General features: G+C 71.1%; 20 protein-coding genes. 6 read left to right on the top strand and 14 right to left on the bottom strand.

Annotated features, from left to right (window positions below; translation table 11 throughout):
* Positions 1-143: 143 nt before the first annotated feature.
* A complete protein-coding gene (sodN, locus tag AB0E85_RS26795; RefSeq protein ID WP_031140564.1) occupies positions 144-539 on the top strand; it encodes a superoxide dismutase, Ni in 396 nt (131 codons plus the stop codon).
* 96 nt (positions 540-635) lie between these two features.
* On the opposite strand, the gene AB0E85_RS26790 is transcribed toward sodN, so the two are convergent.
* The 5 genes from AB0E85_RS26790 to AB0E85_RS26770 form a co-directional block, all read right to left on the bottom strand.
* Complete coding sequence (locus AB0E85_RS26790; protein ID WP_157852791.1) at positions 636-785, bottom strand: hypothetical protein; 150 nt, start codon at positions 783-785, stop codon at positions 636-638.
* A gap of 28 nt (positions 786-813) precedes the next feature.
* Positions 814-4155 carry an RHS repeat-associated core domain-containing protein gene (locus AB0E85_RS26785; RefSeq protein ID WP_361932007.1) on the bottom strand — a complete coding sequence of 1114 codons (3342 nt, stop codon included), beginning with the start codon at positions 4153-4155 and terminating at the stop codon, positions 814-816.
* 148 nt (positions 4156-4303) lie between these two features.
* Complete coding sequence (locus AB0E85_RS26780; RefSeq protein WP_361932004.1) at positions 4304-4828, bottom strand: hypothetical protein; 525 nt, start codon at positions 4826-4828, stop codon at positions 4304-4306.
* A 410-nt stretch (positions 4829-5238) separates the two neighbouring features.
* A complete protein-coding gene (locus AB0E85_RS26775; RefSeq protein ID WP_033313544.1) occupies positions 5239-5472 on the bottom strand; it encodes a hypothetical protein in 234 nt (77 codons plus the stop codon).
* 18 nt (positions 5473-5490) lie between these two features.
* Complete coding sequence (locus AB0E85_RS26770; protein WP_361932001.1) at positions 5491-6645, bottom strand: inorganic phosphate transporter; 1155 nt, start codon at positions 6643-6645, stop codon at positions 5491-5493.
* A gap of 104 nt (positions 6646-6749) precedes the next feature.
* On the opposite strand from AB0E85_RS26770, the gene AB0E85_RS26765 reads away from it, so the two are divergent.
* Positions 6750-7481 carry a VOC family protein gene (locus AB0E85_RS26765; protein WP_361931998.1) on the top strand — a complete coding sequence of 244 codons (732 nt, stop codon included), beginning with the start codon at positions 6750-6752 and terminating at the stop codon, positions 7479-7481.
* A 603-nt stretch (positions 7482-8084) separates the two neighbouring features.
* Here the strand turns inward: AB0E85_RS26765 and AB0E85_RS26760 are convergent.
* The 7 genes from AB0E85_RS26760 to AB0E85_RS26730 form a co-directional block, all read right to left on the bottom strand.
* Positions 8085-8324, bottom strand: a complete 240-nt coding sequence (locus AB0E85_RS26760; protein ID WP_361931995.1) for a hypothetical protein — start codon at positions 8322-8324, stop codon at positions 8085-8087.
* Between the two features lie 10 nt (positions 8325-8334).
* Positions 8335-9555, bottom strand: coding sequence for a sigma-70 family RNA polymerase sigma factor (locus tag AB0E85_RS26755; RefSeq protein ID WP_361931992.1), 1221 nt, complete (start codon positions 9553-9555; stop codon positions 8335-8337).
* Between the two features lie 29 nt (positions 9556-9584).
* On the bottom strand, positions 9585-9998 hold the full coding sequence (locus AB0E85_RS26750) for a YciI family protein (RefSeq protein WP_107455498.1): 414 nt from the start codon (positions 9996-9998) through the stop codon (positions 9585-9587).
* Positions 9999-10082: 84 nt separating this feature from the next.
* A complete protein-coding gene (locus AB0E85_RS26745; RefSeq protein ID WP_361932049.1) occupies positions 10083-10358 on the bottom strand; it encodes a hypothetical protein in 276 nt (91 codons plus the stop codon).
* Between the two features lie 410 nt (positions 10359-10768).
* Positions 10769-11389 (bottom strand): GNAT family N-acetyltransferase, encoded by a 621-nt coding sequence (locus AB0E85_RS26740; protein ID WP_361931989.1) that lies wholly within the window; start codon positions 11387-11389, stop codon positions 10769-10771.
* A 322-nt stretch (positions 11390-11711) separates the two neighbouring features.
* Complete coding sequence (locus AB0E85_RS26735; RefSeq protein WP_361931986.1) at positions 11712-12881, bottom strand: family 2 encapsulin nanocompartment cargo protein polyprenyl transferase; 1170 nt, start codon at positions 12879-12881, stop codon at positions 11712-11714.
* Between the two features lie 111 nt (positions 12882-12992).
* Positions 12993-14399, bottom strand: coding sequence for a family 2B encapsulin nanocompartment shell protein (locus AB0E85_RS26730; protein WP_361931983.1), 1407 nt, complete (start codon positions 14397-14399; stop codon positions 12993-12995).
* Positions 14400-14658: 259 nt separating this feature from the next.
* On the opposite strand from AB0E85_RS26730, the gene AB0E85_RS26725 reads away from it, so the two are divergent.
* Positions 14659-15567 carry a pyridoxal-phosphate dependent enzyme gene (locus AB0E85_RS26725; RefSeq protein ID WP_361931980.1) on the top strand — a complete coding sequence of 303 codons (909 nt, stop codon included), beginning with the start codon at positions 14659-14661 and terminating at the stop codon, positions 15565-15567.
* Positions 15568-15621: 54 nt separating this feature from the next.
* Here AB0E85_RS26725 and AB0E85_RS26720 read toward each other — a convergent pair whose 3' ends face one another.
* Positions 15622-17220 (bottom strand): Na+/H+ antiporter, encoded by a 1599-nt coding sequence (locus AB0E85_RS26720; protein WP_361931977.1) that lies wholly within the window; start codon positions 17218-17220, stop codon positions 15622-15624.
* A 62-nt stretch (positions 17221-17282) separates the two neighbouring features.
* Here AB0E85_RS26720 and AB0E85_RS26715 point away from each other — a divergent pair, with 62 nt between their 5' ends.
* The 3 genes from AB0E85_RS26715 (at position 17283) to AB0E85_RS26705 (ending at position 19371) form a co-directional block, all read left to right on the top strand.
* The gene (locus AB0E85_RS26715) at positions 17283-17543 is read left to right on the top strand and encodes a UBP-type zinc finger domain-containing protein (RefSeq protein ID WP_053672413.1); all 261 of its coding nucleotides are present in this window, start codon (positions 17283-17285) and stop codon (positions 17541-17543) included.
* 260 nt (positions 17544-17803) lie between these two features.
* A complete protein-coding gene (locus tag AB0E85_RS26710) occupies positions 17804-18217 on the top strand; it encodes a hypothetical protein (RefSeq protein ID WP_003992877.1) in 414 nt (137 codons plus the stop codon).
* Positions 18218-18234: 17 nt separating this feature from the next.
* Positions 18235-19371: an RNA polymerase sigma factor SigF gene (locus AB0E85_RS26705; RefSeq protein WP_361931972.1), complete on the top strand. Its 1137-nt coding sequence runs from the start codon at positions 18235-18237 to the stop codon at positions 19369-19371.
* Position 19372: 1 nt separating this feature from the next.
* On the opposite strand, the gene AB0E85_RS26700 is transcribed toward AB0E85_RS26705, so the two are convergent.
* Positions 19373-19822 (bottom strand): hypothetical protein, encoded by a 450-nt coding sequence (locus tag AB0E85_RS26700; protein ID WP_361931969.1) that lies wholly within the window; start codon positions 19820-19822, stop codon positions 19373-19375.
* Positions 19823-19904: the final 82 nt, after the last annotated feature.

Raw genomic sequence — 19904 nt, 5'->3', positions numbered from 1 at the left:
CCCGGCACCTCCCCGGTTCTTCCTCCACCAGTCTCAGTCTCACCCCGGACTTTTGTCCTAAGCCCATGGGGGCACCCGCGAAAAGCCGTCCCCCACGGAGTAATGTCCCCTGTGAGAAGACGATCACGAGGAAGGAATGCTCCATGCTTTCCCGCCTGTTTGCCCCCAAGGTCAAGGTCAGTGCCCACTGCGACCTTCCCTGCGGTGTGTACGACCCCGCCCAGGCCCGCATCGAGGCGGAGTCGGTGAAGGCCGTGCAGGAGAAGATGGCCGCCAACGACGACCCGCACTTCCAGGCGCGCGCCACCGTCATCAAGGAGCAGCGCGCCGAGCTCGCCAAGCACCACGTCTCGGTGCTCTGGAGCGACTACTTCAAGCCCCCGCACTTCGAGAAGTACCCGGAGCTGCACCAGCTGGTCAACGACACCCTGAAGGCCCTCTCGGCCGCCAAGGGCTCGACCGACCCGGCCACCGGCCAGAAGGCTCTGGACTACATCGCCCAGATCGACAAGATCTTCTGGGAGACCAAGAAGGCCTGATCTCCCTCAAGGCAGGCCGGCCCGCGATGTCGCTGGTCGGGCAAGAGGGAACAGCGGAGCCCCGTACCCGGCAGCGGGTACGGGGCTTTGCTGTTCCTACTTCCCCGTTCGTCCGGTTCCCTTCTTGGCGTTGTGGCTTCGCCAGACACCGACCAGCACCACGATGACGGTGATGACGACGAGCATCACGACGCCGGTGGGCCAGAAGCCGCTGCCCCCTCCGGCTGCCAGATCGAGGTTCTCCACGCTTGCGCCCCTTCCTGTTCGCAGTTGATCAGCTCCAGTCCCATCCGCCGATCGCGGCACCTCCGACGTAGCCGCCCACCGAGTAGCCCCAGTCGACGGCTGTGGCCGTCTTTCCGACGACGTTGGCGGCCTTCATCGCCACGCCTACCCCGCCACCGGCCGCGCTGAGAATGCCCGTGGCCGCGATCTGGCCGGCCGAATCGCCCTCCAGAGCGCCTCCCGCGACGCCGAGGCCGGTACTCAGGGCCGCTGCGCCCACGGCCACCCCCACCCCGCCGACAGGAGCCAGGGCGGCCGCGCCGACCACGGTGCCCGCGATGCTCAGGGCGTTGCCCCACCCTTCTTTGTCGAGGCCGAGGAAGTCCAGACCGCTGGGGTCGATGCGATTGACGGGGTCGCCGGCTGCGTAGGCGTAGAAGTTGCTTTCCTGGCCGCTGGGGTCGGGCTGGGTGAAGCGGGCGAGCTGTGCGTCGTAGTAGCGGGCGCCCATCTTGTACAGACCGGAGGGGTCGAGATAGGTGCCGGTATAGCGGTAGGGCTGGTCCGTGCCGGTGGTGGCACGGGCTTCGCCGTAGGGACCGTAGCTGTAGGTGGCCGTGCGCTTGCCGGTGGCGTCCACGAGACCGATGACGCTGCCCTGGACGTCGGTGAGGTAGTACTGACTGGTCCCACCGGACGTCATGGCGGTAAGGGTGCCCGAGGGTTCGCGTACAAAACCGGTGGTGTTCTCGCGGCTCATCCCCACAGCGGCGTTGGTGAAAGTGGAACTGCCGCGCGTGAGACGGTCGTTGTGGTCGATACCGGCGTAGGTGTACGCAGTACCGGTGCCGCCGGCGGTCTGCTCGGAGAGCTGGCTGAACGGGTTCCATTCGGCGCCGCTGCGAGTGCCGGTGGGTGAGGCGGCGCTGAGCTCGTTGCCGTCGTCGTCATAGGAGAAGCCGGTCTTACCGTCGAGCGAGGTGAGTTCGTTGGCGTTGTTGTACTCGCGTACGGATTCGGCGTCGGCGCAGCCGGGCAGGGCCGTGCCGGTCGAGCGGCCGACGAGGTTGGTGGCCTTGTCGTAACAGTAGGCCCAGCCGGCGGTGGTGGAGCCGTTCCTGGTCTCGACGGCCTTGGTCAGGCGCCCCTTGGTGTCGTAGGTGTAGGTGAGGGCGGCTCCGTCGGTGGTGCGCTTGTGGATCTTGTCGCTGTCCTTGCCGGACTTGGCGTAGTCGTAGGAGATCGTGGACAGCGTGGTGCTGCCGTTCTTGACCTCGATCTTCCGGATCCGGCTGGACTTGTCGTAGTCGGTGGTCTGGACGGTTCCGCCCGGGTACGTGATGTCGGTGCGGTCACCGTTCTCGTCGTACTCGTAGGTCGTCTCGGCGCCGTCGGGCTGGGTGAGGGTCTTGAGCTGGTTGGCGTCGTCGTAGGTGTAGGTGACCGTGCCGCCGGCGTCGGTGGAGGTCAGCACGTTCCCGGCGGGGTCGTAGGTGACAGATGTGGTGCCCCCTGCCGGGAGGGTGCGGATGCGCTCGCGGCTCTGCTCGTCGTAGACGTAGGTGCTCGTGCCACCGGGCGCGGTGCGCTGGGTGATGTTGCCGTCGCCGTCATAGGTGAAGGTGGCGGTCCGGCCTTCGGCGGTCTGGGTCTTGAGCCGGTCGCGCTTGTCGTAGCCCAGCGTGGTCCGCACGCCGCGGCCGTCGGTGACGGTGGCCACCCGCCCCAGGTCGTCGTGGGTGTAGGTCAGGTCTCCCTGAGCGGAGGGGCGGTCGGTCTTGGTCAGATTCCCCTTGGTGTCGTAGGTGAAGGACGTCTTGTTGCCCTCCGGGTCGGTGGCGGCGCAGCGCTGGCCGGGCAGGCCGCCGCAGTCCATGGCACCACTCTCGGGGTTGTAGTCGTAGGTCCACTTGGCGCCGTCGGAGCCGGTGCTCACATCGGTTTGCGAGGTCATGTTGCCCGAGGTGTCATAGGCGTTGGTGACCTTGTTGTCGCTCGCCGAGGTGAGGGTCTCGGGGTAGTGACCGCCGGCCTTCTGCGTCCAGGCCATCGACGCCTGGGCGCCGGTGGGCTGGGTGGCGGTCTTGGGGTTGAACGAGTCGTCGTACTCGAACTTGGTGGTGTTGCCGGGCGTGCCTCCCACGCCCATGGCATCGACCGCGCTGGTCACATTGTTGTCAGGGCCCCACGTCCTGGAACGCTCGTGACCCAGAGGGTCGGTCGTCTTGCGCACGCGCCAGCGGGAGTCCACGGCCTTCTGCGTGTTCTTGCCACGCGGGTCGGTGATGCGCACGACGCCTTCGGCCTCGCTGCCGGGCTGCGGCAGGATGTAGCGGAACGCGGTGGTGGCGCCGGTCCCCGCTGTCTTGTCGACGACCCGGGTGATCGAGGCGAGACGGTTGGTGTCCCAGGTGAAGCCGGTCTCGCGGCCCTCGGGGGTGGTGACCTTGGTCATCCGGTGCGACGAGTCGTAGCCGAAGGTCGTCTTCCTGCCCTCGGTGTCGGTGAACGTCGACAGGTCGTTGCCGTCCCATGTGTAGCTCACGAAGCGGCCGGTGTCGTCGGTGACCCTGGTGATCTGCTTGCCGTCATTGGTGAACGTCAGCGTCCGCCCCGACGCGGCACTGATCTTCGACGTGAACGAGCCGGAGTAACTGACCGTGGTGGCGTTGCCGTTCCTGTCCTCCACCTTGCTCACCCGTGCGTCCCCGGTGGTGCCGGAGCGGGTGAAGGTGGTCTTCTGCCCGTTCTTGCGGGAGGTGAGGGTGAAGGACTTCTTGTCGGAGGACTCGGTGAGGTCCTGCTTGTACCCGGGCGCGGGGGTGAATTTCGACCCGTCCCGCTCGAAGACCGCGATCGTGGAAGACGGGCCCTGGACGTACACCGCCGTCGAGTTGGGCTCGTGGACCAGGTAGTCGCTGCCGGTCGTCGCCTTCCAGCTGGTGTTGAGGCCGTTGTAGGCGTGCCCGAGGGACAGGCCGGCGCCGGCGTCGGCGATCTTGAAGGCGTTCAGGCTGACCAGCAGGTTGCCGTTGCCGACGTTGACCTGCGCGCTGAGGGAGTCGGTGAGCGTTTCCTCGTGGAACTCCGACCAGGGCACCTGACCGATGCCCAGGCCCTGGAACGTGGACTGCAGGATGCCGGCCGTGAGCAGCGCCCGGTCCTCGCCCGGGGTGCCGATCGCATTGCTCTTCGGTGCCTTGGTCACTCCGGTGGGCGAGGGCGTGGGCGGCGCCGGTCTGCCGGCGGGCTGTGCGCCCGGCTGGGCGAGTGCCGGCTGGGCGGGGACCAGGGCGGCCAGGAGCGCGGCGCTGGTCACAGCGGCAAGAGCGGCGGCGGTGACCGTCGGACGACGAGCTCCAAATAATGACGTGCGCATGACAGATAACATGACGGTGCTCTCCCGAAAAAGGTCATGTGAAGGACGGGAACCGCCTGAGCGAAGGGGCCAGGGCCAGGGCCAGGGCCAGGGCCAGGGCCACCGGAGGTTCACAGGCGGGCGCCGGTGACGGCCGGCCGGGGCGGATGCGCCACGGCGGTCAGCAGCGCTTGGACGTGCGAGCGGTGTAGCTGCCCTGCTCGCCCGGAACGGTCAGAGCACCGTCACCGGAGGTGCACTCGTCGACGGTCTCAGCACCGTTGCCCCAGAACTCCTGGTTCTGCGTGCCGAACTCGTACCGCGCCCCCACCAGGTACTCGCGCTCGTAGGACCACACGCCGACGGCGAGGTCGAAGGCGATCTTCTTGTCCAGGAACGACTTCCACACCCAGACGTAGCCGTAGTTCTCCTTGCACGTGGGCGAGTAGAACTGCTTGACCGAGGCGATCTCCTCCGTGCCGCGATAGGCGTACGAGGTGGTGCCGATCTGGTAGGCGTCCGAGCACACACCCGCCGCCGCGGCACGGGCGCTCCTCGGATTACCGGCCTCGCTCGGGCCCGTGCCCACGGCACCACCACCCGCAGCCGGCACGGGACCGGTGCCCGCCGCCGCCACGCCGCCACCCGTCAGGGAGAGCAAGAACCCCGCCGTCGCTGCCACGAACGTCATCCGCGCACGTCTCACGAGCGAATCCCCTCAGAAGTGCGCGCACCCCCACAGCGATCGGTGCGGATGCGCGAACGAAGGCGCACCGATCGGTGCGCCTTCGCATTCTCTGCAGAATCCCCGCCGGACCGGTGAATTCCGCGGCCACTTCAACGGAGAGTGCCGGAGGGAGCGCAGCGTGAACCCACGGATTCAGTAAGCGTTCTCCTTGCGAACACAGGCCATCACCCCACCCCACCGCAGCCATCCAGCCTTGCATCCGATCGCACATGTGTATCAACGAACCGACGCTCACGAGTGGCTTGCGTCACATCAATACCAGAAGAATCAGCGGGTACCTGTAGTCGTTTGTCGGCATGTGCTCCAGGTGCCTCGGGTGCTCCAGGTGCTGTAGGCACTCCGTGGCGACGGCAGCCGAACCAGGGGCGTTAGTGGAACTGAGGGACGATCAGGTAGATCCCGTACGCCACCACGGCCGCGCAGGCGAGGAAGCACAGGAGGGCCTGGGTGAGGCCGAGGGCGAAGGTGCCGCCCCGCAGGGCGCGGGCGCCTTCCAGGCGGGCGAGACCGAGGACGCCCAGGGCGAAGACCACGACCACGGCGACGGTCGCGCCGACGCTCACCGCGGCGACCTGTCCGAGTGCGGTCCAGTCCAGATGCATGTCGTTGTTCCCCGTCGCTCAGGCGGCCGCGCCGACCTTGGCCGGCGGCTCGGTGCGGATGCTGACTTCGTGTGCGTCGTTGACGTTGTGCGCGTGCACCGGGTTGCGGCGCGAGATGACCACCATGCCCGCCGCGAGGGCCGCGCCGACCAGCGCGACGACCGCCGTACCGAGGTCCCCGCCGTTCTGCACGACCGCGGCGGCCAGCCCCCCGACCAGTGCGGCGGCGGGCAGGGTGATCACCCAGGCGATCGCCATCCGGCCCGCGACGCCCCAGCGGACCTCCGCGAGCCGTCGGCCGAGCCCCGCGCCGAGGATGCTGCCCGAGGCCACCTGCGTGGTGGACAGGGCGAAGCCGAGGTGGGCGGAGGTCAGGATGACGGTCGTCGAAGCGGTCTCGGCGGCGAACCCCTGCGGCGACTGGATCTCGGTGAGGCCCTTGCCCATCGTGCGGATGATCCGCCAGCCCCCCAGATACGTGCCGAGGCCGATGGCGAGGCCCGCGGACGCGATGACCCACAGGGGCGGACCGGCGTCGTGGCCGAGCGCGCCGGCCGAGATCAGGGTGAGGGTGATGACGCCCATGGTCTTCTGCGCGTCGTTCGTACCGTGGGCGAGCGAGACGAGCGAGGCGGAGGCGACCTGGCCGATGCGGAAGCCCCGGGTGACGGAGTCCTTGCGGGCCCGGTCGGTGAGCCGGTAGGCGAGGTAGGTGGCGAGCAGCGCGGCGACACCGGCCACGACCGGTGAGGCCACCGCCGGCACCAGCACCTTCTCCACGACCTTGCCGAAGTCGACGCCGTGACTGCCCGCACCCACCCACACGGCCCCGATCAGCCCGCCGAACAGCGCGTGCGACGAGCTGGACGGCAGACCGACCAGCCAGGTCAGCAGGTTCCACAGGATCGCGCCGACCAGCCCGGCGAAGATCATGCCCGGCGAGACGAGGGTGTCGTCCACGATGCCGCCGGAGATGGTCCTGGCGACCTCGGTGGACAGGAACGCGCCGACGACGTTGAGGACACCGCTGATCAGGACCGCCGTACGGGGAGCGAGCGCGCCGGTGGCGATGGACGTGGCCATCGCGTTCGCCGTGTCGTGGAAACCGTTGGTGAAGTCGAAGGCGAGTGCGGTGACGATGACGACCGCCACGAGGAACGTGATGTGGTCCATTCCTGAATGCAAACAAGCGCGGGCCAATGGACGGGGAACGGTACGGCAAAGGCTGGTCAAGGTTCACGCAGGTGGCGGCGGTGCGTCCCTCTACGATCGCGCCCATGAGGATCAGCTGGACGTACGCCTTCATCGACCGCCCACGGGACGCCTTCGGCCCCGCCTGCGACTTCTGGACGGCGGCCACGGACACCCGTCTGTCCGAACTGCGCGGCGAGCACGACGAGTTCGTCACCCTGCTCCCCGACGGCGCAGACGCGTGCGTGAAGGCGCAGGCCGTGGGTGTGGGCCCGGGCGGCGCGCACATCGACTTCTGCGTCGACGACGTACCGGAGTTCGCCGCGGTGGCCGTGCGGCTCGGCGCTGATGTGGTGGCCGACCTCGGGTCGCTCGTGGTGCTGCGTTCCCCCGGCGGGCAGTCGTTCTGCGCGGACCCCTGGCGCGGGCAGTCGTCCCGCCCGGGCGTGGTGCGGGGAAGCCGGCTCGACCAGGTGTGCCTGGACGTCCCGCCCTCGGCCTACGACACGGAAGTCGCCTTCTGGAGCGCCCTGCTCGACGGCTGGGAGTCGCGGCCGGGCGCCCTCCCGGAGTTTCACGTGGTCAAGCCGCCGCCCGGCCTGCCGGTCCGTCTGCTCCTGCAACGCCTCGGTGAGGAGCGTCCGGCATCCGCCCACCTCGACCTCGCCTGCGCGGACGTCGCGGCGACCCGGACGCGGCACGAGGCGCTCGGGGCCGTCTTCGTGGCCGGCTTCTCCGGCTGGACGGTGATGCGCGACCCGGCGGGCGGCACGTACTGCCTGACGACCCGGGATCCGGTGACGGGCGGACTGCGCTAGGGGTCGCCTGACGGACGTCGGCCGAAGAAGGAACGCCGTTCGGTGCGGGCGCCTGGTGCGGTGCGGGTGCGTGCGGGGCGCTGCGTGCACCCGGTGCGGGGGCAGGGCGCTGCGGGCGCCCGGTGCGGGGGCAGGGCGCTGTGGGCGCCCCGTTCGGTACGCGTTCGTGCGGGGCGCCGCGTGCGCCCGGTGCGGGGGCAGGGCGCTGCGGGCGCCCCGTTCGGTACGCGTTCGTGCGGGGCGCCGCGTGCGCCCGGTGCGAGAGAGAGGGGCGAGCGGGCCCGCTGTGGCCGCCCGGCTCGGTCCGGGTGCTACCCGGTGCAGTGGCGGGTGCGGGCAGCCCGCTGCGGTACGAGTGCGGCCAGTGCAGTGGCGGGTGCGGGCGGGCCCGCTGCGACCGCCCGGTGCAGTACGAGTGCGGCCGGGGCGGTGGCGGGTGCGGGCGGGCCGCTGCGACCGCCCGGTGCGGTAGGAGTGCGGCCAGTGCAGTGGCGGGTGCGGGCGGGCCCGCTGCGACCGCCCGGGGCGGTACGGCTGCGCCCGGGGCGGTGCGGCTGCGCCCGGTGCGGTGGCGGGTGCGGGCGGGCCCGCTGCGACGGTCCGTCAGTCGCGCTCGGTATACGTCCCGTACGCGCAGGCCGCGGTTCCGGCGTCCTCGGGCGTCGGGCAAGGCGGCAGGTCCGGCGGCTCGTCGGGATTGGTCTGCTCCCAGACGTACGGCCCCGCGGGCTCGGCCGAGTCCTGCATCCACAGCGTCAGCCCGCCCGCGACGGCCACGGCCAGCGCCCACCCGATCACCATGCCGCGCCACGCCGTGCGAGGCCGCTCCCCCGGTCTGCCCATGCCGCACACGCTAGTTGCTCAACCGCGCCGCCCGGGCCAGGAGGTAACGCTGCTCGGGCAGGCTCAGGGTCTGTGCGGCCGCCGACTCGTAGGCGGCGCGAGCGGCTTCCGGCTCGCCCACCCGCTCCAGCAGGTGGCCGCGCACGGCGTCCAGGCGATGCCCTTTCAACTCCCCCTCCAAGGCGTCCACTTCGGTCAGGCCCGCACGCGGTCCGTGGACCATGGCGACGGCGACCGCGCGGTTGAGGCGTTCGACCGGGCCGGGGACCAGACCGACGAGGACGTCGTACAGGCCCAGGATCTCCGCCCAGTCGGTCGCCTCGGGCGAGGACGCCTCGTCGTGCACGGCGGCGATCGCGGCCCGCAGCTGGAACGGCCCGGGGCGGCCCCGGGACAGAGCCCGGGTGACCAGGGCGACGCCCTCCTCGATCGCCGCCCGGTCCCAGCGGCCGCGGTCCTGCTCGTCGAGGGGGATCAGCTCGCCGCGCGGACCGCTGCGCGCGTCGCGCCGTGCGTCGGTCAGCAGCATCAGCGCGAGCAGCCCGGCCACCTCGCAGTCGCCGGGCAACAGCCGGTGGACCGTGCGGGTCAGCCGTACGGCCTCGCCTGCGAGGTCGCGGCGCTGGAGCGCGGCGCCGGACGTGGCGGTGTAGCCCTCGTTGAAGATCAGGTAGAGGGTCTGAAGGACGGACGGCAGCCGCTGCTCCCAGCGGTCCGGCCGGCCGAAGCGCACACCCCGCACCTTCTGCTTGGCGCGGCTGACGCGCTGGGCCATCGTCGCCTCCGGGACGAGGCAGGCCCGCGCGATCTCCGCCGTGGTCAGACCGCCCACGGCGCGCAGCGTCAGCGCGATCTGCGCGGGCGGCGACAGCTCCGGGTGGCAGCACAGGAACAGCAGCGAGAGCGTGTCGTCCTCACGGGGCGCCCGCTCCCCCGGGGGCGGCGCCGTGAAGGCGTCCCGGGGCGTGAGCGCGGCCGCCCGTTCCTCGCGCCGCCGCCGGGCCTGATCACCGCGCAGGGCGTCGGTGAGCCGCCGCGAGGCGACCTTGATCAGCCAGCCGCGCGGATTGCCGGGCACACCCGCGACAGGCCACTGCCCGGCTGCCGCGAGCAGCGCCTCCTGTACGGCGTCCTCGGCGGCGTCGAAGTGCCCGTACCGTCTGACCAGCGCACCGAGGACCTGCGGCGCGTCGCGGCGCAGCAGGTCCTCGATCTCCGGTGGGTTCCTCACCCGTGTACCTGTCGGCGTCGGCCGGTTCGTCAGATGTCCCCGGAACCGTCCATGATCGGGCGGATCACGACGGGGTAGTCGGGGGCGCCGGCCGGCTGGGGGCAGCGGGCGACGCGGTCGGCGATCTCCGTGACCCGCTCCAGGCTCTCGCACTCCAGGACCCAGTAGCCGGCCAGCAGCTCCTTGGTCTCGCCGTACGGGCCGTCGGTGATCACGGCCTTGCCGTCGTCGCCGAGGGTGACGTGCCGGGTCTGCGCCGGCTCGGCGAGGCCCTGCCCGTCGACGAGCTCGCCGGTCTCGGCCAGATCGTCGTTGATGGCGCCCATGTAGGCGAACATCGTCTGAAGCTCTTCCTCGCTCCAGGCCGGGGAGTGCGCCGACGCCTTGCCGCGCATGGCTTCGTAGTCCGCCTGTGTGCCCTGCACCATGACCAGGTACTTCATCAGTCCGCTCCTTCGGCTCTCACCGCCCGGTGGGCGGCTCTTCACAGGGGACGTCGGAGCCGGGCCGCGTATCTCGACACGGGCTCAGGGATTTCTGGCAGCGGTGTCTCCGGGAGCCGGTTCGGGCGGGATCGTGGCGGGAGGGGCGGTTTCGCCAGGGGGCGCGGGGACCGGCCCGGGCCGGGGGCGTCCGGCGGTGTGGCCGCTCTCGGCGCCCTCCGCCTCGTGGGCCCCGCACTCGAGGTTGCGGCACGGTCCCGCCACCCAGCGCGGGACCCAGGTGCCCAGCGTCTTGTGACGCCGGACGACCGTTTCCACTGGCTGTCCGCAGTCGGGACAGACGTGTTCTTCGCTGCCCATGTCCTCAGAGTAGGCCGGTCGTGCACTCAGCGCTTCCCGCTGTACGTGCGCACCAGCGCCGCTGCCGAACGTGTGCACCGACTCCGGTGCGAACTCCGAGATCGCGAATCCGGAGGCGGACATCGGCGTGCCCGAGCCGTGCACGAGTGGGCAGGTCTGGATGGCGGACTCGCTGGTCCGGCCGCACAGCTCGCCGGTCCGGCCGAACAGCTCGGCGGCCGCCTTCGAGGCGCCGCACAGGTAGGTGCCGGGGGCGCTGCTCATAGCCGCACGCGGCCGGCACGGGGAGCGGGACCGCCGAGATCCGGGAGGGGCGTACGCGAGGTCGCGTCGTTCGACCGGAGGAAACACCGGCCGGAGCACCGGAGGAAACAGCTGGTCGGCGGCGCCCGTCCGGTGCCGCTCTCGCCCTATGAAGCCTGGGCGGTCCGGTGGGGCCTGGGCTCCCGCCACATCGGCCACATCGACGGACCGTCCGGCAGGTCGAGGGCCGGGCCGGCCGGCTCGAAGCCCAGACGCTCGTACAGGTGGCGACTGCGGGCGTTGCTGGCCTCCAGGTAGGCGGGCAGTCCCTCGCGGTCGCAGCGGTCGAGGACGGCCTCGATGAGGGCGGTGCCCAGGCCCTCGTCCTGGCGGCCGGGGGCCACGCCGATCATCCACAGGTACTCGTGGGCCCGCCCGGTGGGATGGACGGCTGCCATCAGCCGGCCGATGCTCTCCACACGCTCGTTGTCCGGGTCGACGGCCTCCCTCACCTGGGCCGGCCCTTCGTCCTCCGTGTCGTCGTGGCCTTCGTCGGCGGGCATGGAGAGCCACAGCGCGCAGGCCGAGCCGTCTTCCGTGACGTCTATGCGACCGGCCGCGAGCACGATGTCGGTGAAGGCGGCCATGAGCCGGGGGTGCTTGGCACGGCGGTCCTCCACGCCGGGGAAGACCCAGCCGCTCACGGGATCGTCCTGGAACGCCTCGTCCAGAAGCCGGACGATCAGCTCCCTGTCCCCCACGCCCGCCGTCCGGATGGCCACACCCATGCCGCGTCCCTTCGCTCGTCCCGACGGGCGTTGATCGTAGGGGGGTTGGCCCTCGCGGAGGCGTGCGAGCAGGATCTTGGCGGGATCCGATCGAACGTTTGCCCAAACTCGACGGATGCGCGGAGGTGGCGGGCCCCGCACACCGTGGGGCAGTGCGGGACCCGCCGACCGGATGCCGACGGCCGTGCGGGGTCAGGAGCCGCACGGCCCCGGCGGTCCGGGGCTCGGCCCTTCGGACACCCGAAGGGGCGTTGCTGGTGCGGGTCGGCCGGTCCTCACCGACGAGCCGTCAATCGTCGCGCCCGGTCATCCTTTCGGCCCGTCAACTGCTGCGCCGTGTCACGAACTCGGCCAAGGCGAGCAGGCCGCCCGCCGCCTCCGGGTCCGGCACCGCCCGGGCCAGCTGCTGCATCGCCCGGGCCATCCGGTCGGCCGCCTGGCCCTGCGCCCAGTCACGGCCGCCCGCACGCTCCACGGTCAGGGCGATGTCGTCCACGTCCTCCTTCTCGCTGGTTCGTGCGTACAGTGCGGCGAGTTCGGCCGCCGCCGGTGTGCCGGAAGCGAAGGCAGCCACCACCGGCAGCGACTTCTTCCGGGCGGCCAGATCGGCACCGGCGGGCTTGCCCGTGCGGCGCGGGTCGCCCCATATGCCGATGACGTCGTCGATGAGCTGGAAGGCGAGCCCGGCCTCCCTGCCGAACGCGTCCAGCGCCGCCACTGCCTCCGCCGAGGCACCCGCGTACAGCCCGCCGATCGCGCACGCGCTTCCGATCAGGGCACCCGTCTTGGCCTCCGCCATGGCGAGCACCTCGTCGAGCGTCACCTCGCCGATGGCGCACCGCTCCATGGCCGTGTCCGCGTGCTGGCCCGCGCACAGTTCCACCACGCAGTCCGCGAGCCGGGCGGCGGCGGCCGGGGACGCCGGGTGCGGATCCTGGGCGAGCAGCCGCAGGGCCAGCGCCTGCAAGGTGTCCCCGGCGAGGATGGCGTCGGCGTCGCCGAACACGGTCCACGCGGTGGGGCGGTGGCGGCGGGTGGTGTCCCGGTCCATCACGTCGTCGTGCAGCAACGTGAAGTTGTGCACCAGCTCCACCGCGGCGGCTGCCCGAGCCGCCCCCGCCCGCGCCTCGGGCCCGCCGAGGGCCGCCGCCGCGGCGAGGACCAGCGCGGGCCGGATCGCCTTGCCGGAGCCCCCGTCCGCCGAGGTGCCGTCAGCCTGCTCCCAGCCGAAGTGGTGGAGCGCGACCCGGCGCATCGGCCCGGGCAGCGAGCCGAGCGCGGCCCGCAGCACCGGGTCGACCTCCGCCCGGGCCCGCTCCAGCAGCATGACCGCCTCGTGCCCCTCGGCCCCTTCCGGCCCGCCGTCCCTCTGTGTCCCGATGCCCCCCTGCCTTTCCGGAGCCCCGGCCGACGGCCGGGGTTCGGCGCCGCGCCGCCCACCGCGGGCGGGCAGCGTCGTCCCCCTCCTGGACTTTGTGAGGGACTCACCCATGGGACCGCCTCGGAGAATGAACGGACGGTGGCGCTTCCGCTGCCGCTGGGCTCGTACTCCGAGGATGTACCCGCCCGTGCGGGCGGGGACACGGCCGGCGCGCCGACAGCGTCACCGCCAGCGGCCGATCTCGACGTTCTCCAGGACGCCGAGCGCGTCCGGTACCAGCACCGCTGCCGAGTAGTAGGCCGTGACCAGGTATTTGATGATGGCCTGTTCGTTGATGCCCATGAAGCGGACCGACAGGCTCGGCTCGATCTCGTCGGGGATGCCGGAGGCACGCAGACCGATCACGCCCTGGTCCGCCTCGCCGGTACGCAGGGCGATGATGGACGTCGTACGGGCGTCCGAGACCGGGATCTTGTTGCACGGGAAGATCGGCACACCGCGCCAGGTCGGGATGCGGTTGCCGGCCATGTCGATGGTCTCGGGGACCAGCCCGCGCTTGTTGAGCTCGCGGCCGAACGCGGCGATGGCGCGCGGGTGGGCGAGGAGCATCTTGGTGCCGCGGCGCCGGCTGAGCAGCTCGTCGAGGTCGTCAGGGCCGGGCACGCCGTCGTGCGGCTGGATCCGCTGGTCGTACTCGCAGTTGTGCAGGAGACCGAAGTCGCGGTTGTTGATCAGCTCGTGCTCCTGGCGCTCCTTCAGCGCCTCGACCGTCAGCCGGATCTGCTGCTCGGTCTGGTTCATGGGCTGGTTGTAGAGGTCGGCCACGCGCGTGTGGATACGCAGCACGGTCTGGGCGACGCTCAGTTCGTACTCGCGGGGCCGGGCCTCGTAGTCGACGAAGGTGTGCGGGATGTCCGGCTCTCCGGAGTGGCCGGAGGAGAGGTCGATCTCCTTCTCGCCGTATTTGTTGGAACGCTGCGAGGGGATGGAGCGGCGCTGCTGGAGGTGTTCGCGCAGGGTGTCCGAGCGCTCCGCGATCTGCTCGAACTCCTGGCGGGGCAGCACGAGCACGGTGCACGCGGTGAGGGCGCGGGCGGTGTACTCCCAGATCGCGTCCTCGTTGAGCAGCGCGTCGTCACCGAAGTAGGCGCCGTCGGCGAGGACTCCGAGGGACTCGTCCTCCCCGTACGGTCCCGTACCGACCTTCTCCACCCTGCCGTGCGCCAGGAGGTACACCTCGTCGGACGGGCTTCCGAACGAGGCGATGACCTCGCCCGCCGGGATCTCCCGCTGCTCGCAGCGACGGGCGACCTCGAAGAGCACCTCCTCGTCGTCGTACGACCGCAGTGCCGGCAGTTCGCCCAGCTCGGCGGGGATGATCTCGACGCGGTCGCCGGTCTTCACGAACGTCAGCCGGCCGTCGCCCACGGCGAACGTCAGCCGCCGGTTCACCCGGTACGTACCACCCTGGATGTCGACCCACGGCAGCATCCGCAGCAGCCAGCGGGAGCTGATCTCCTGCATCTGTGGCACGGACTTGGTCGTGGTGGCCAGGTTCCGCGCGGCCGCCGTGCCGAGACTCTGCTGCGGCTTGGTCTGCTCCGTGCGGACCTCTTCGCCTACCGACATAGAGAACTGCCCTCCCGGTTGTGACCGACGCCCATACGCCCCGGGCATCGATGTGCACGAGCAAGCCTCCCTCACTCAACGCCGCGGTGCTATTACACGAAAGAGCGGGAATGGATCTTTGCGGAGCTGGGCAGAGGGGGCCGGTCACGGCGTGAGAAGACGGCCCGCGTCCGCGACCGGGGGTGAGGGGTGTCCGGCCCCTGAGCCTCCCGTCAGTCCCCGAGCTCCCTCTTCCACACTCCCGGGTGACAATGGCCCGGTGACCAGCCCCGACACCACCGGACTCGCCGCGCTGCGCCCCCGGCTCCCCTCGCCGTTGCAGGAGGTCGTGGACGGCCGGTTCGAGCGCCGGGGCGTGCGGCTGCTGCTGAAGCGGGACGATCTGATCCATCCGGAGCTGATCGGCAACAAGTGGCGCAAGCTCGCGCCGAACCTGACCGCGGCGGCCGGCCGGACCGTCGTCACCTTCGGCGGAGCCTGGTCCAACCATCTGCGCGCCACAGCCGCGGCAGGCCGGCTGCTCGGCATTCCCACGGTCGGTGTCGTTCGCGGTGACGAACTGGCCGACCGGCCTCTCAACCCCTCGCTGGCCCGCTGCACGGCCGACGGCATGCGGCTGCACTTCGTCGACAGGGCGACGTACCGCCGCAAGGCCGAGCCGCCCACTCTGGCCGGCATCCTGCGCGCGGCGGACGCCAGGGAGGCCTACGTCGTCCCCGAGGGCGGCAGCAACGCCGAGGCGGTGCGGGGCTGCCGGGCGCTCGGCGCCGAGCTGCGCGGTCGCGCCGAGGCCGTCGCGGTGGCCTGCGGCACCGGCGGCACGCTCGCGGGGCTGGCCGCCGGTCTCGCTCCCGGCCAGCGCGCCCTGGGCGTGCCGGTGCTCAGGGGCGGCTTCCTGACCGCCGAGACGGAAGCCCTCCAGCGTGCGGCCTTCGGTGGCCGGCGCGGCACCTGGAGCCTGGACGACCGTTTCCATTGCGGCGGCTACGCGCGCGTGCCCGCCGAGCTCGACACCTTCGCGGCGGACTTCGAGCAGCGGCACGGCCTGCCCGTCGAACGGCTTTACGTCGCCAAGCTGCTGTACGGGCTGGTCGCCCTGGCCGGTGAGGGCGCCTTTCCGCGCGGGACGAGGGTGGCGGCCGTGGTCACCGGCCGCCCCTTCTCCTGAGGTGCCGCGCCGTTCCCCCTGAGGTACTTCTCCCCTGAGGTACCGCTTCCGGCCTCACGCCGCCTCCCGGAAGGCCGCCGCTTCCTCCAGGTCCAGTCTGCGCAGCAGGGTCCGCAGCATCTCGTCGTCGATGTAGCGGGCGTCCCGGAGCTTGACGAACACCTCGCGCTCGGTGCTGATCATCTCGCGCGCCAGCCGTCGGTAGGTGTCGTCGACGGACTCCCCGGTGACCGGGTTGGCCTGCCCGAGCCGCTCCCAGACGGCATTGCGGCGGCGCTCCAGGACGATGCGCAGCCGGTCGGCGAGCGGGGCGGGCAGCGTATTGCGCTCGTCGGTGAGGAGCTCGTCCAGGCGCCGTTCGGCGGCCCGGGAGGCCTGCGCCTGGGCGTTGGCCTCGGCGAGCGTCTCGGTCTGCGCGTCCCGCCCGGGGAATTTCAGCAGCCGGATGAGCGGGGGGAGCGTCAGACCTTGCACGACCAGGGTCCCGATGACCGTGGTGAACGTCAGGAAGAGGATGAGGTTGCGCTGCGGGAAGGGCTCCTCTCCGTCGTGCAGGGTGAGCGGGATCGAGAAGGCGATGGCCAGCGAGACCACGCCCCGCATCCCGGCCCACGCGATGACGAACGGACCCTTCCAGGTCGGGCTCTGCTCCCGTTCCCGCACCCGTGCCGACAGCAGCCGCGGCAGGAAGGTGGCCGGGTACACCCAGACGAACCGGGCCGCGACGACGACCAGGAAGACAGCGACCGCGTACCAGGCCGCCTCGACGCCCTCGTACTCCCCCAGGCCCTTGAGAACCACCGGAAGCTGGAGTCCGATCAGCGCGAACACCGCCGACTCCAGGACGAAGGCGACCATCTTCCAGACCGCCTCCTCCTGTAGGCGCGTGGCGAAGTCGACCTCCCACGCGCGGTGCCCCAGGTAGAGCGCCACGACCACGACCGCGAGGACTCCGGAGGCGTGCACCTGCTCGGCGACGGCGTACGCGACGAAGGGGATCAGCAGGGAGAGCGTGTTCTGCAGCAGCGCCTCCTTCACGTGCGTGCGCAGCCAGTGGATCGGTGCCATCAGCAGCAGGCCCACCGCGACGCCGCCGATCGCCGCGAGCAGGAACTCGCCGATGCCCCCGGCCCAGGTCGCGCCCTCGCCGACGGCGGCGGCCAGGGCCACCCGGTAGGCGGTGATCGCGGTCGCGTCGTTCAGCAGCGACTCGCCCTGGAGGATCGTCGTGATCCGCGACGGCAGCCCCACCCGCCGGGCCACCGCCGTGGCCGCGACCGCGTCCGGGGGCGCCACCACCGCGCCGAAGACCAGGGCCGCGGTCAGCGGCATGTCCGGCACGATCACGTAGAGGGCCCAGCCGACCACGAAGGTCGCGAACAGCACGTACCCGACGGACAGCATGGCGACCGGCCGCAGCTGCGCCCGCAGGTCGAGGTAGGAACTCTCGGTGGCGGCCGTGTGCAACAGCGGGGGCAGGATGAGCGGCAGCACGATGTGCGGGTCCAGCGTGTACTCGGGCACCCCCGGGACGTAACTGACCGCCAGCCCCACCGCCACCAGCAGCAGCGGCGCCGGCACCGGGGTGCGCCGTGCCGCCGCGGCGATCGCGGCACTGCCCGCCACGAGCAGCAGCAGTGGCATCACGTCCATCGTTCTCGCCCGCCCTCGTTTTTCGACGCGGTCTTCCGCCCGACCGTCGTAACCTGGCAATCATGAAACAGTGCACGCACGCCGACGCGCTGCCGCACCCCGAACCCGGCCCGCTCAGCGAGACGTGTCCGGAGTGCCTGGCGGAGGGCATGGATCCGGTGCAACTACGGCTGTGCCTCAGCTGCGGTCACGTCGGCTGCTGCGACTCCTCGCCGGGACGGCACGCGGCGGAGCATCATAAGGAGTCCGGTCACCCTGTGATGCGGACCCACGAACCCGGGGAGACCTGGCGTTGGTGCTTCGTCGACCATGTCCTGGTGTGACGTCGCAGGACCCCGGCGCCGGACGGTTCGACCGTCTGACGTCTGGGTACGTCAACCCGGCGCGCGCTCTTCCCATTTGGGCCCGCCCAACCCCTAGACACGGAGCGTATCCACAGGTTTACTGTGAGTGACGACAAGGGGTTGGGGTCCCGGGGACAGGACCGTCAAGAGCGCGATAGCGTCACCGCTGAACCACGTATCGCGTTACCCCGGGGGGCGACCCTCGGCCCTGAAACGCTTGTACCACCATGGAGGTGAGGGTGTCCCAGATCGCAGGCGAGCCCGCGACCCAGGACTTCGTGGAAGTCCGGCTGCCGGCCGCGGGTGCCTACCTGTCGGTGCTGCGTACGGCCACGGCCGGTCTCGCGGCCCGTTTGGACTTCACCCTCGACGAGATCGAGGACTTGCGCATCGCGGTGGACGAGGCCTGCGCGATCCTGCTTCAGCAGGCCGTGCCCGGCTCGGTGCTCAGCTGTGTCTTCCGCCTCGTCGACGACTCACTCGAGGTCACCGTCTCGGCACCCACCACGGATGGCCATGCCCCGTCGCGGGACACCTTCGCCTGGACGGTCCTGTCCGCCCTCGCGGGCAAGGTCTCCTCTGCCGTGGACAAGGACAAAACCGTTTCGATCAGCCTCTACAAACAGCGCGGCGCGGGACCCGGGCCGGCGTGAGGAGCGAGGACGGGCCGGTGCGGGACGAAGAACGCGGCACACGAGAGCTGCCGGCCGGGGGCACGGGCACGAGCGGCCCGAGCGGCGCCCGGCGCATGGCGGACGGCATCGACGGCATCCCCGAGCAGGCCCGCCCGCATCCCGAGGACGACTCCACGGAGGCCGTCCTCCCGGGCGGCGGGCGGCCGGACCGGGACGGTGTCGTGCGGAGCGCGCCTCCGGGCGCGGGGATCGCCGCATCCCCGGCCCAGGGGGGTCCCCCCACTCGCGAGGAGTCGAGAGTGGCGGAGGAGGCGAGGGCTCGGGGAAGGGCGACGGGCGGGACGATGAGCGAGCACGAGCGGGACTCCGAGAACCAGGCGCCGCGCGCACACCACACATCAGGTGCGCAGCACGGCTCTCCGGACCGCAGCGGCGCGCGCGAGATGTTCCTCAAACTGCGCACCCTGAGCAGCGGTAGTCCCGAGTACGCGGAGCTGCGCAACCAGCTGGTGCGGATGCATCTGCCGCTGGTGGAGCATCTCGCGCGCCGCTTCCGCAACCGCGGGGAACCGCTGGACGACCTCACCCAGGTCGCCACCATCGGCCTCATCAAGTCGGTCGACCGATTCGACCCGGACCGCGGCGTGGAGTTCTCCACATACGCGACCCCGACGGTCGTCGGTGAGATCAAGCGGCACTTCCGTGACAAGGGCTGGGCGGTGCGCGTCCCACGCCGGCTCCAGGAGCTGCGGCTGGCGCTGACCACGGCCACGGCCGAGCTCTCACAGCTGCACGGCCGCTCTCCCACGGTCCACGAACTCGCCGAGAAGCTCGCGATCTCGGAGGAGGAGGTCCTGGAGGGCCTGGAGTCCGCCAACGCGTACTCCACGCTGTCCCTGGACGTCCCCGACACCGACGACGAGTCCCCGGCCGTCGCGGACACCCTCGGCGCCGAGGACGAGGCGCTGGAGGGAGTGGAGTACCGGGAGTCCCTCAAGCCGCTGCTGGAGGATCTCCCGCCTCGTGAGAAGCGGATTCTGCTGCTGCGGTTCTTCGGCAACATGACCCAGTCGCAGATCGCGCAGGAGGTCGGCATCTCACAGATGCACGTCTCCCGGCTGCTGGCGCGCACGCTGGCGCAGCTGCGGGAGAAGCTGCTCGTCGAGGAGTGACCTACTTCTCCAGGTTGCCGGGGTTGCCGGGCCCGCGGATCCCGAGGGCCCGGGTCGTCTCGGGGTTCACCAGCAGGACGAGTGACGCAACGGCCACGACAGCGAGGGCGATCCCGGCCGGAATGGCCATGCTGTCGGCCTGCAGCAGGTTGTAGGCCACCGGCAGCGCCATGAGCTGGGTGATGACGGCCGGGCCGCGGCTCCAGCTGCGGCGGCCGAGCAGCCCGCGCGCGGCGAGCAGGGGCAGCAGCGCGAGCACGACCAGCGTGATACCTCCGGTCACGGCCTGCTGCCGGTCGTCCGGATGGCCCGTGAGGCCGAGGACGAGGATCCAGACGCCTCCGACAACCAGCGCGAGCCCCTCCAACGCGGCCAGCAGCGCGGCGTACGTCAGACGCCGGGGGCGGGGGCCGGTGGTTTCCTCGGTGGTGGGGGTCTGCTCACTGCTCACCCCTGAAGAGTAGCCCCCGTCGTACACGCCCCCTGTGGGGCCGTTCACCTCCCGTCTCTTACCTGATCCCTACCTCGGTATG

Origin of the sequence: Streptomyces sp. NPDC029044 (assembly GCF_040637495.1) — a bacterium.
GTDB lineage: Bacteria > Actinomycetota > Actinomycetes > Streptomycetales > Streptomycetaceae > Streptomyces.
The sequence above is the reverse complement of the archived record's forward strand: the minus strand, read 5'-3'. Positions and strand labels throughout refer to the sequence as shown.